Raw genomic sequence first — 10,961 nt, forward strand, 5'->3', positions numbered from 1 at the left:
CGGAAGGCTCGGGCTTTGTCGCTGATGATCTCGGCGGTGGCCGGGTCGTAGAGCTTGGCAATCTGTTTGGCGGTCAGCGCTGAGCTCTTGATGACGTCGGCATCGACCTTGTCCTCAACGCCGTCGCGGAAGCACCACACACTGGACGCCCAGTTGCCTGCGTAGTATCGCAACGCCGGCAGGAACGAAATCTGTTCCGGGAACATATTTCCGACAATCGGAATCACGAGAAGGGCCGCCAACAGCACCGCCAGCAGCAGCGGTGAACTGAGGTCGTAGATCGAGATGCTGCCGTAGTGGCCGAACAGGTAGAAGAGCGAGAAGATGAAAAAGATGTTCCACTCCAACGGAACCCCCATCGGGAGGTTGGAAATGATGTTGAGGTGGAAGACCACCATGAAGGCAATCAACGCCCACCGCCACGGTTGGCCGCCGGCGACGAAGACAAGCACTGCCGGAACAATCAATTCCGCTGTGGTGCCACCGACGTGGGCCATCACCTTCGGTATCCAGGTCGGGCGCAGATCGTTGACCGGGTCGCGATAGAGCCGGCGCTTCAACCAGTTGAATGCTTTACTGCGAAGCAGCGCGTTGTTGCTCGTCATTGCGGCCACGACGTAAGGAAAATGGTGATTCAGTTTGGAAGTCGCCGCACCCCACCACAGCCCGAGCATGACGATCTTGAACGCGGCGATCTGATCGGTAAACGGGAAGAAGAACACAAACAGTTTCAGCCAGTAGTGCTCGCCGCGGGCGGCCAGGAAGATCGTTTTGTCGCGCAGCCCCAGCAGTGCCAGAGCGACGATCAGCGGTACCACCAGAACGGGATCGATCAGACCGAGATCGCCGCTCCCCGTGACCGATCCGCCATGACCAGGTGCCAACAGCGCCCATACGCCGGACGCCAAAACGATCACATACAAGCCGACGTCAAAAATACTGCGAGTGTCGCCGCTGGTGAACGGGACTTCGTGCGGCCAGGGCGGAAGACGAATTGTCTTGGGCCGCAACCAATACAGGAATCCTCCGATCGGAGGCCAGAACCGCGCGGTGAGCGGGCCCGACCCGCAACCCAACCCCAACACCTCGAACAGCAGCGTGAAGATGATCAGCTTTTGATACACGATCGGTTGCGTCCACCAGGTCGCGATATCGCCCAGCCCACCCAGACCCGGGGTCAGCGAAATGACCGCGGCGGCACCTGCGGCGTAGGCGGCCATCTTGAACACGTAGAGCAGATAGATCGCCGAGGGCGTGCCAAAACCGTGTTCCACCCAATGCCGGGTGACCACCTGCATCCTGTCGGTGGCCGGCAGTGTATGCCAGGTTTCGGGGTCGACGTCTGGAAGGTCCGGGGTGATGAATCCCATGACGGCCTCGTTTCAGGTGTGCCACCGTTGGCGAGAACAATGTAGCGGCATCACCACGCCCGCGCGGCAAACTAGCTCAGGCGTCTTCCATCAGGTCTGGCGTCACCGCCGACTCGGTGTCCGGAATACCATCCACCTTCGCCTTTCGGTCGGCCATCGACAGCAATCGCCGAATACGGCCCGCCACAGCATCTTTCGTCATCGGCGGGTCGGCCAGCCGGCCCAATTCCTCCAACGAGGCCTGCCGGTGCTCGATGCGTAACCTGCCCGCCGTGGCCAAATGGTCGGGCACAGTGTCGCCGAGTATTTCCAGTGCCCGTTCGACGCGGGCGGCAGCGGCCACCGCGGCACGCGCCGAGCGGCGCAGATTAGCGTCGTCGAAATTCGCCAGACGATTCGCCGTTGCCCGGACCTCGCGACGCATCCGCCGCTCCTCCCAGACCAACCGGGTGTCCTGGGCACCCATCCGGGTCAGCAGGGCCCCGATGGCCTCGCCGTCGCGGACCACCACCCGGTCGGCGCCGCGCACCTCACGCGCTTTGGCGCTGATCCCGAGGCGCCGTGCCGCGCCCACCAAGGCCAGCGCCGCCTCCGGGCCGGGGCAGCTGACCTCCAGCGCCGACGACCGGCCCGGCTCGGTCAGCGAACCGTGCGCCAAGAACGCGCCACGCCACGCGGCTTCAGCGTCGCCGATGCTGCCGCCGACGACCTGGGCGGGCAAGCCACGCACCGGCCGGCCACGCAGGTCGAGCAGCCCGGTCTGGCGGGCGAGTGCCTCGCCGTCGTTGGCGACCCGCAACACGTATCGAGTCGTCTTGCGGATTCCGCTGGCGGACAACACATGCACGACCGCGTTGTAGCCGTACAGGTCGTAAATGTCCTTGCGCAGCCGTCGCGCAATGCTGCCCAAGTCCACCTCGGCTTCGACGACCACACGGCCGGCCACGATGTGCAGACCGCCTGCGAACCGCAGCAATGAGGTCACCTCGGCGCGCCTCGCGCTCACCGCGCTCACCACTAGGCGGCTCAACTCGTCCTTGACTTCGGCCGTCATCGCCACGCGTCGTCACCCCTTGGTCCGTTGCGAGCCGGTCTATCTTCCCCGGTTTGCTGACGTTCTTGCTCGACCGCCATCGCGTCGGCGGACGTCGCAGACGGCGGCTGACCCAAGTCGCGCACGCTCACTCCGTCCAGCGCCGCGGCCAGCTTGCCAGGGTCATGTAAAGGTGTACCAGGCCGGGCCAAGTCCGCGAACTGAACCTGGGCATCAAGAAGGGTTGCCGTACGCCGCAGTTGCTCGCGTTCCCGTTCACTGGGCACCCGTTCGGCGTCGATGATCACGTCGTGCACGGTGAAACCTGGCGCGTGCTGGGCGAGTACGTGCAGATGACGTTCGACCGAGAAACCCGCCGTCTCCCCCGGCTCGGCGACCAGGTTGAGCACCAGCGCGCGCCGGGCCGTCGACGCCTGCAGTGCCGCAGCCAGCTCGGGTACCAGCACATGGGGGATCACGCTGGTGAACCACGAGCCGGGTCCCAACACCACCAGATCGGCAGACAGGATTGCGTCGACGGCCTGCCGGGTGGCCGGCGGATCGCCGGGCAGCAGCCGCACGCGACGCACCTTTCCGGGCGTGGTGGCGATCGCCACCTGACCACGGATCACCCGGAACATCCGCGGGTCGGTTTCCAGACCGGAGACGTCGGCCTCGATCTGCAGCGCGATCGGGCACATCGGCAGCACCCGGCCCCGCACACCCAGAATCCTGCCGAGTTCGTCGAGCGCGGCCACTGGATCGGCGAGCACCTCATTGAGGCCGGCCAGCAGCAGGTTACCGATCGGATGCCCCGACAGCGCACCGCTGCCGCTGAATCGATGCTGCATGATCGTCGCCCACAGTCGGCCGTGCGGGCTGTCAGAAGCCAAGGCGGCCAACGCCATTCGTAGATCGCCCGGAGGCACCACGTCGAGTTCGCTGCGCAGCCTTCCCGACGAGCCGCCGTCGTCTGCGACTGTCACGACCGCCGTGACGTGCGGTGTCAGTCGCCGGGCAGCCGATAGCGTCGCATACAAACCGTGTCCTCCGCCGAGGGCGACAATCCGCCGACTCATTCGCGGCCCAGATCCCGGTGCAGCACCCGCACCGTCAGCTGCTTGTCTGACTCAAGCAACTGCGCTAACGCCTCGGCGATGGCAACGCTGCGGTGTTTACCGCCGGTGCAGCCAATCGCCACGGTCATATAGCGCTTCCCCTCCCTGTGGTAGCCGTCAACAATCAGGGATAGCAACCGATGGTAGGTCTCCAGGAACTCCGCCGCGCCGGTCTGGCCAAGCACGTAGTCACGAACGGCGGGATGTTGGCCGGTGTGCGGCCGCAAGTCGTCGATCCAATGCGGATTGGGCAGGAACCGGACGTCCATCACGGTGTCGGCGTCCATCGGCAGACCGTATTTGAAGCCGAAGGACTCCACGGTGACGCTGGTCTGCGCGACGGTCTCGCCACCGAACGCCCGTTCGATGCTTTCCCGCAGCTCACGCACCGATAGCGTCGAGGTGTCGATGATCAGGTCGGCGGTCGCGCGGACTGGAGCGAGCATCTCGCGCTCGGCGGCAATGCCTTCGGCCAGTGTCTGCTCGCCCTGCAGCGGATGGCTGCGGCGGTTCTGCTCGTAGCGGCGCACCAACATGTCGTCGGAGGCCTCCATGAACACCACCCGCGGGGTGATGTCGCGAGTGGCCAGGTCGTTACGCACCCAGTCCAGGTCACCGGTGAATCCGCGAGAGCGTACGTCCATCACGATGGCCAGCTGCGTGATCCGGGATCCCGCATCCAGCCCGAGGTCGACCATCCGGGTGATCAGCTGGGGCGGCAGGTTGTCGGCGACATACCAGCCGAGGTCCTCGAGGACTTTGGCGGCAGTACCCCGCCCGGCGCCAGACAAACCGGTGACCAGAACGACATCGATGCCGGATTCATTTGTGCCACCGTGATTGTCGGCCTGATCCAGCGATCCAGTCTGATTCGCCCCGTCCATCCCCTCGCCCGTCATCTCGATGCCCGTTCATCGATCCGGTCTTGCGTCGAAGCATCCGATCCGGCGCCCCCGCCTCGCAGCGCGTCGAGCACCGCGGTCGCCGTCGCGACCCCAATGCCCGGAAGGGAGGTGATCTCGTCGACGGTAGCCTCCTTGAGGCGGGCCAGTGACCCGAAATGCGCGACCAATGCCTTGCGGCGGTGCTCGCCCAAACCCGGCACCGCATCCAGCGCGGACGCGGTCATCCGCTTGGATCGCTTGCTGCGGTGGTAGTTGATGGCGAACCGGTGGGCCTCGTCGCGCACTCGCTGCAGCAGGTACAGACCCTCGCTGTTGCGCGGCAGGATGATCGGATCAGGCTCCGACGGTACCCACACCTCTTCGAGTCGCTTGGCCAGACCGATCACCGCGACGTCGGTGACACCCAGTTCGTCGAGGACCGCGCTGGCCGCGTTCACCTGTGGGGCGCCGCCGTCGACGACATACAGATTGGGCGGATAGGCAAATCGACGTGACTTACCCTCCGGTGAAAGAATTTTCGGATCCTCTTGATCTTGGATGTGCCGCACGAAGCGACGACGGGTCACTTCGGCAATCGACGCAACGTCGTCGGAACGACCGTGGCCCGCCGCTTCCCGGATCGCGAAGTGGCGGTAATCGGACTTGCGGGGCAGCCCGTCTTCGAACACCACCAGCGACCCGACCACATCGGTTCCCTGGACGTGGCTGATGTCGACACACTCGATCCGCAGCGGCGCGTCGGCCAAACCCAAGGCCTCTTGAATATTCTGCAGCGCAACAGATCTGGCGGTGAAGTCGCCGGCACGCTTCAGCTTGTGCTGCTGCAACGCCTCTTTGGCGTTCCGCTGCACGGTTTCGGCTAAAGCCCGCTTATCGCCTCGCCGCGGAACCCGCAAGTTCACTCGGGAGCCACGCAGCCCGGACAGCCAGGTGGTCAATTCCTCAGAATTGGGCGGCAAGCACGGCACCAGCACCTCCCGAGGCACCGGGTTGGCGGATTCGTCGGCGCCACCGTCCAGTTCGGCCTGGTCGCCGTAGAACTGCGTCACGAATTGCTCGACCAATTGCGCCTCGCCGGAATCGCCCGGATCGCCGGGCTTTTCGACGATCCAGCCACGCTGCCCACGAACCCGCCCGCCGCGGACGTGAAACACCTGAACGGCGGCTTCCAGATCGTCGTCTGCGAAAGCAACGACGTCAGCGTCGGTGCCGTCGCCGAGGACGACGGCCTGCTTCTCCAGCGCCCGCTTCAGCGCACCGAGGTCGTCGCGCAATCTCGCGGCGCGCTCGAAATCCAGATCTTCTGCCGCGGCGTGCATCTGCTGTTCAAGGCTGCGGGCGAATCTGTCGGTCTTGCCGGACAGGAAGTCGCAGAAGTCGAGCACGATCTGACGGTGCTGCTCGGCGCTGACCCGCCCGATGCACGGCGCCGAGCATTTGTCGATATAGCCCAATAGGCACGGGCGATCGATTTGGTTGTGCCGCTTGAACACTCCGGCCGAGCATGTGCGAGCCGGAAAGACTCGGGTCAGCAGGTCCAGGGTCTCCCGAATGGCCCAGGCATGCGAGTAGGGCCCGAAGTAGCGGACACCCTTTCGGCGTGGGCCCCGATAAACCATCAGGCGGGGGTACTCCTCGTTGAGGGTGACCGCGAGTACGGGATAGGACTTGTCGTCGCGGTAGCGGATGTTGAACCGAGGGTCGAATTCCTTGATCCAGTTGTATTCCAGCTGAAGCGCCTCGACCTCGGTGTTGACCACCGTCCACTCCACCTTGGCGGCGGTGGTCACCATCTGCCGGGTGCGTGGATGCAGGCTCGCGACATCGGCGAAGTACGACGTCAATCGACTGCGCAGGCTCTTGGCCTTGCCGACGTAGATCACTCGTCCGTGCTGATCCCGGAACCGGTAGACGCCGGGCTCGACCGGGATGGACCCGGGAGCGGGGCGGTAGGTCGCGGGATCAGCCACGGTGTCTAAGGCTAGTCCGTGCCATCGACAACGGGATCGACAGTCGCCACGCTCTCGAGATCGACGCTGGCGCCGAAAATCCGCCCAGAACCGGCGCTAGCGTCGATCTCGGCGCACGGGATCACTAACGCGAAGGCAGGTCGGGACGGTAGCGGGCCACCAAACTCCGGACGGTGTCCATCGCGGCCACGGCGCGGTCCTTGTCGACCGACTGGATGGCCATCAGCGGGATGTACTCGTCGTCGGGGAGATCGATTCGCGCCCAGCGTGCGCCGACCGGAAACGACACTCCGACCACGTCGTCCCACGCCACCAACCGGTCGCTGAGCACGTTGCGCACGGACAGCCCAGCGGCGCCCACCCGCAGCCGTGGCCGGGCGAACAACAGCACGAGCCCGGCAAGCACCAGACCCAGCCCCGCCATCGCTATCTGGTCGGAGGTCTGGAAGATGACGCCGGTGGACCCCATCTTGAGCAGCAGGCCAATCACGACGTGCGCTGCGACGAGGACAAACGCCGCGGCGTAGGCGACATAGGGCGTCAGGCGGGGCCGCAGTTGCACATCCCAGGTGGCCTGGTCGGGCTTGGCGGTCACGACTTTGCGCGCAGATGGCGCAGGGTCAGTGCGGTGCTCAGCGCCGCAGCAGTGGCCTGGCCGCCGTTGTCCTCAGCCGAGTCCGGCAGACCCGCGCGGTCAAGGGCCTGCGCCTCGTTGTTGGTGGTCAGCACGCCGTTGGCTACCGGGGTGGATTCGTCCAGCGAAACCCGCGTCAGCCCTTGGGTCACCGCGTCGCAAACATAATCGAAATGTGGTGTCTGCCCACGGATTACCACACCCAGGGCGACGACGGCGTCGTGGTTACGGGCCACGGCCTGCGCGACGACCGGAATTTCGATCGCGCCACGAACCCGGACAATCTTCGGGTCCTTGACGCCCCACTCGTCGGCGATTCTCTGGGCGCCGGCCAGCAATGCGTCACATATCTGCCTGTGCCACGTGCTGACCACGATCGCCAGTGTGAGTGCGGAAGCGTCCTGCGACGCGATGTCGGGTACACCGGCACCGCTCATACGCACGGGTCCTGGGTCACAGGGCACCGCCGAATTCGCCTGGCAAATGGATGGATTCGTGATAGTCGTCCAGCCCGACCAGGTCATGACCCATCCGGTCACGTTTAGTCATCAGATACCGGATGTTCTCCGCATTGGCGCGTACCGGCAGCGGCACCCGCTCGATGATGTGCAGCCCGTAGCCATCGAGGCCGACCCGCTTGGCGGGGTTGTTGGTCAGCAGCCGCATGGAGCGCACCCCGAGGTCGACCAGAATCTGGGCTCCGGTGCCGTAGTCGCGTGCGTCGGCAGGCAATCCGAGCTTGAGGTTGGCGTCCACGGTGTCGTCGCCGGCGTCCTGCAGCTGATAGGCCTGCAGCTTGTGCATCAGGCCGATCCCGCGACCTTCATGGCCACGCATGTAGAGGACTACGCCGCGGCCCTCGCGCGCGACCATCGCCATCGCCGCGTCCAGTTGCGGACCGCAGTCGCAGCGGCGTGAACCGAACACGTCCCCGGTCAGGCATTCGGAGTGCACGCGGACCAGCACGTCGTCGCCGTCGTAGTTGGGTCCGGCAATCTCGCCGCGGACCAAAGCCACGTGCTCGACGTCCTCGTAAATGCTGGAGTATCCGACCGCCCGGAACTCGCCGTGTCGGGTCGGAATGCGGGCCTCGGCGATCCGCTCGATGTGCTTCTCGTGCTTGCGGCGGTACTCGATCAGGTCGGCGATGGCGATCAGCGCCAGATCGTGCTCGTCGGCAAAGACCCGCAGCTCGTCGGTCTGCGCCATCGCGCCTTCGTCCTTCTGGCTGACGACTTCGCAGATCGCACCGGCCGGCGCCAGTCCGGCCATCCGGGCCAGGTCGACAGCGGCTTCGGTGTGGCCGGGCCGCCGCAACACGCCACCGTCCTTGGCGCGCAACGGAACTACGTGGCCGGGCCGGGTGAAATCGTCGGCGACGCTGTCCGGGTCAGCCAGCAACTTCATCGTCGTGGCGCGATCTGATGCCGAAATCCCAGTTCCCACACCATGTTTCGCGTCTACGGTGACCGTGTAAGCGGTGCCGTGCTTGTCTTGGTTGACCGCATACATCGGCAGCAGTCCAAGGCGGTCGCAGATATCGCCGTCCAGGGGCACACACAAGTATCCCGATGTGTAGCGGACCATGAAGGCGACCAACTCCGGGGTGGCCTTCTCGGCCGCAAAGATGAGGTCTCCCTCGTTCTCCCGATCCTCGTCATCCACAACGACGACAGCCTTACCGGCCGCGATATCGGCGATCGCGCGCTCGACCGAGTCCAACCTCGTCATCGCAGCCACCTCGTAAAGAAAAGTCCACCCGAAGCCTCAGGCATTGCATCCAGTATGAACCACCACGTCGGCTTGGTTATTGCCACTGCTCACTGAGCGGACGGTTACCTGCGGCGACTCACCGCGAGCAAATGCGCAAAAGGTTTCCAGGGGCCTCTCGTAGCTGATTCATAGCTTAGCTATTTAGCGTTCAGTACGTCGGGGGCAAGCGTCCGCTGAATACCCAAGTAGACAGGCGAAGGACCATGAAACTGAAGCAACTGATGGCCGGCGCGACCATCGCCGGCGCGCTCGGGGCAGCCGCGCTGGGCGTGGGGGCCGGGGCGGCCAGCGCCGCGCCGGGGCCGCAGCCCGGTGGCCATGGCGCACCCGCGGTAAGCCACGGCGGACCCGCTCCGCAGGACCCAGGTGGCGGAGGTGGCCACGGCCCGGGTGGGCCAGGCGGCCCAGCTGGCCCCGGACCCGGTGGGCCTGGCGGCCCGGGCGGACCCGGCGGCCACGGACCCGGTGGGCCCGGCGGTCCGGGCGATCACGGGCCCGGCGGGCCTGGTGGACCGGGTGATCACGGTCCTGGCGGGCCCGGTGACCACGGACCCGGTGGACCGGGCGACCACGGACCTGGCGGACCCGGTGACCACGGACCCGGCGGTCCGGGCGGCCCAGGCGGTCCGGGGGCGTGGCACGGCGATGATCACCGCGGCTACTTCCACAGCGCTCCGTGGGGAGACGGACCGGCACCCTGGGGTGCTGGCGAGCCGCCGCGACCGGCATGGGACAGGCCGCTTCCACCGCCCGGTGGATCGTGGAACTACGGGCCGATCAACTACTGGGGCTACCAGGAAACGCCTGTCTGGAACCCGCAGTTCAACCAGTTCGGCTTCGACTTCTTCGGAGTTTGGATCCCGCTGTAAAGACTCACCTCACCAGACGCCCGCTTCGCCGATTGGCGGAGCGGGCGTTGCCCATTTGCCAGTCGTTGCGCCCATCCGCCCAGTAACGGTTTGCCAACAACACGGTGCACCCTGGGCGACGATGCGCAAATCCCCGAAAAGTCGCCAAAGTCGAGCGTTACCCTGGCGAAATGGCGACGTTGTGCTGGATGCGATCAGCGCGCGCCTTGACCGTTGGTCTGGTGAGCGCGGGTGTGCTTGCCGGCGCCATGCTGGTGGGCCCCGCCGGAATTGCTTCGGCCGCCGCGCCCGCGAACATCCCCATGGTCGAGGAGCCCGCGCCGGCGCCGCCGGCGGACCCCATTCCGGACGCGGAGGGACCGGCAACCCAGGGACCAGCCAACCATGCACCGCCCATGCGTCACCGTCGCCCTCTGGACGATCCAGCCATTCATAGGTAGCCCTCGAACGTCCGCGGCGCAGCTAGCCACTATGTGTGCGTCATCAACCGTTCGACGCATTTCGCAATGTCATCGACCTCAAGGTTCAGCGGATCTCCAGCTTGAGCCGGACCCAGCCGCTTCCGCGCCAGCATGAAGGTCAGACCGACCTCACGGCTGATGAAGGCTATGAGGGCTTGTCTTCGGCGGGGTAGTCGTCGTCTTTGGCCAGGTGGCGCAGGACTCGTTCGTTGAGGGCGGCGAGCATGTCGAGCTCAGCCGGGGTGAGCAGGTCTATGAAGTTCTGGCGTACGTCCTCCACGTGCCCGTGCGCCGCCTTCTCGATGGCGGCGCGGCCGGCCGGCAGCAGGCAGACCATGGTGCTGCGGGCGTCGTCGGGGTTGGGCTCACGGCAGATCAGCCCGTCATTCTGCATGCGCCGCACCTGGTGGGAGACCCTGCTCTTCTCCCAGCCCAGCGTGTTGCACAGGTCGCGCGCGGGCATGCGGTCCCCGCCGTGCTCCGAGAGCACCGCCAGGACCTGGTAGTCGGCCCCGGACAGACCCCACTTCTGCAGGCCGCGGTTCAGGTGCACGTCGAGCTTATGGTGCGCGTGCTGGAAGGCCCGCCAGGCGCGGTCTTGACCAGGGCTCAGCCAGTTCGGTTCCATCGGCCTCCATGCTACCTGATTGGTTGACGCATCAACAAATGCTGCTTAAGGTGGAGCTGTCAACCTTTTCGATCGTAAGCCAGAGGGGACACCTCATGAGCATCATCAGCATCATCGGCACCGGGAATATGGCCCGCGCCATCGGCGCGCTAGCGGTAGCGGGCGGCAACACCGTCGAGGTCATCGGCCGCGATCAGGCC

General features: G+C 65.7%; 11 protein-coding genes and 1 pseudogene. 2 read left to right on the forward strand and 10 right to left on the reverse strand.

All coding sequences use genetic code 11. The features are described 5' to 3' along the window. The 8 genes from VGH54_RS22750 to VGH54_RS22785 all read right to left on the reverse strand — a co-directional run. Positions 1-1,370: DUF3556 domain-containing protein (locus tag VGH54_RS22750; protein WP_331514364.1), on the reverse strand; the 1,370-nt coding region annotated here is incomplete at its 3' end. Between the two features lie 76 nt (positions 1,371-1,446). Beyond that, positions 1,447-2,424 (reverse strand): DNA-binding protein WhiA, encoded by a 978-nt coding sequence (gene whiA, locus VGH54_RS22755; protein ID WP_331514365.1) that lies wholly within the window; start codon positions 2,422-2,424, stop codon positions 1,447-1,449. Beyond that, positions 2,421-3,482: a YvcK family protein gene (locus tag VGH54_RS22760; protein ID WP_331514366.1), complete on the reverse strand. Its 1,062-nt coding sequence runs from the start codon at positions 3,480-3,482 to the stop codon at positions 2,421-2,423. The genes whiA and VGH54_RS22760 overlap by 4 nt, the downstream gene beginning before the upstream one ends. Beyond that, positions 3,479-4,405 carry an RNase adapter RapZ gene (rapZ, locus tag VGH54_RS22765; RefSeq protein WP_331514374.1) on the reverse strand — a complete coding sequence of 309 codons (927 nt, stop codon included), beginning with the start codon at positions 4,403-4,405 and terminating at the stop codon, positions 3,479-3,481. Before rapZ ends, VGH54_RS22760 begins: the two co-directional genes overlap by 4 nt. An 11-nt stretch (positions 4,406-4,416) precedes the next feature. Beyond that, entirely contained in the window at positions 4,417-6,396 is a 1,980-nt protein-coding gene (gene uvrC / locus VGH54_RS22770; RefSeq protein ID WP_331514367.1) for an excinuclease ABC subunit UvrC, read from the reverse strand. Between the two features lie 124 nt (positions 6,397-6,520). Then, a complete protein-coding gene (locus tag VGH54_RS22775; RefSeq protein WP_331514368.1) occupies positions 6,521-6,991 on the reverse strand; it encodes a PH domain-containing protein in 471 nt (156 codons plus the stop codon). Beyond that, positions 6,988-7,467: a 6,7-dimethyl-8-ribityllumazine synthase gene (gene ribH / locus VGH54_RS22780; protein ID WP_331514369.1), complete on the reverse strand. Its 480-nt coding sequence runs from the start codon at positions 7,465-7,467 to the stop codon at positions 6,988-6,990. Before ribH ends, VGH54_RS22775 begins: the two co-directional genes overlap by 4 nt. A 16-nt stretch (positions 7,468-7,483) precedes the next feature. Continuing rightward, positions 7,484-8,761 (reverse strand): bifunctional 3,4-dihydroxy-2-butanone-4-phosphate synthase/GTP cyclohydrolase II, encoded by a 1,278-nt coding sequence (locus tag VGH54_RS22785; RefSeq protein ID WP_331514370.1) that lies wholly within the window; start codon positions 8,759-8,761, stop codon positions 7,484-7,486. Between the two features lie 245 nt (positions 8,762-9,006). Between VGH54_RS22785 and VGH54_RS22790 the strand changes: the two genes are divergently transcribed. Continuing rightward, positions 9,007-9,672, forward strand: a complete 666-nt coding sequence (locus VGH54_RS22790; protein WP_331514371.1) for a chitin-binding protein — start codon at positions 9,007-9,009, stop codon at positions 9,670-9,672. A gap of 157 nt (positions 9,673-9,829) precedes the next feature. Here the strand turns inward: VGH54_RS22790 and VGH54_RS22795 are convergent, their stop codons facing one another. Together VGH54_RS22795 and VGH54_RS22800 are read right to left on the reverse strand one after the other, a co-directional pair. Beyond that, the gene (locus VGH54_RS22795) at positions 9,830-10,054 is read right to left on the reverse strand and encodes a hypothetical protein (protein WP_331514372.1); all 225 of its coding nucleotides are present in this window, start codon (positions 10,052-10,054) and stop codon (positions 9,830-9,832) included. A 224-nt stretch (positions 10,055-10,278) separates the two neighbouring features. Next, entirely contained in the window at positions 10,279-10,761 is a 483-nt protein-coding gene (locus VGH54_RS22800) for a MarR family winged helix-turn-helix transcriptional regulator (RefSeq protein ID WP_331514373.1), read from the reverse strand. Between the two features lie 95 nt (positions 10,762-10,856). Between VGH54_RS22800 and VGH54_RS22805 the strand changes: the two are divergent. Next, positions 10,857-10,961, forward strand: a pseudogene (locus VGH54_RS22805) (NADP oxidoreductase); the annotation flags it as partial.

Source organism: Mycobacterium sp. (assembly GCF_036488105.1).
Classification (GTDB): domain Bacteria; phylum Actinomycetota; class Actinomycetes; order Mycobacteriales; family Mycobacteriaceae; genus Mycobacterium.

Coding starts and splice junctions, on each gene's coding strand:
- whiA (WP_331514365.1), bottom strand. CDS start 2,424: ATGACGGCCGAAGTCAAGGACGAGTTGAGCCGCCTAGTGGTGAGCGCG.
- VGH54_RS22760 (WP_331514366.1), bottom strand. CDS start 3,482: ATGAGTCGGCGGATTGTCGCCCTCGGCGGAGGACACGGTTTGTATGCG.
- rapZ (WP_331514374.1), bottom strand. CDS start 4,405: ATGGACGGGGCGAATCAGACTGGATCGCTGGATCAGGCCGACAATCAC.
- ribH (WP_331514369.1), bottom strand. CDS start 7,467: ATGAGCGGTGCCGGTGTACCCGACATCGCGTCGCAGGACGCTTCCGCA.
- VGH54_RS22785 (WP_331514370.1), bottom strand. CDS start 8,761: ATGACGAGGTTGGACTCGGTCGAGCGCGCGATCGCCGATATCGCGGCC.
- VGH54_RS22790 (WP_331514371.1), top strand. CDS start 9,007: ATGAAACTGAAGCAACTGATGGCCGGCGCGACCATCGCCGGCGCGCTC.
- VGH54_RS22800 (WP_331514373.1), bottom strand. CDS start 10,761: ATGGAACCGAACTGGCTGAGCCCTGGTCAAGACCGCGCCTGGCGGGCC.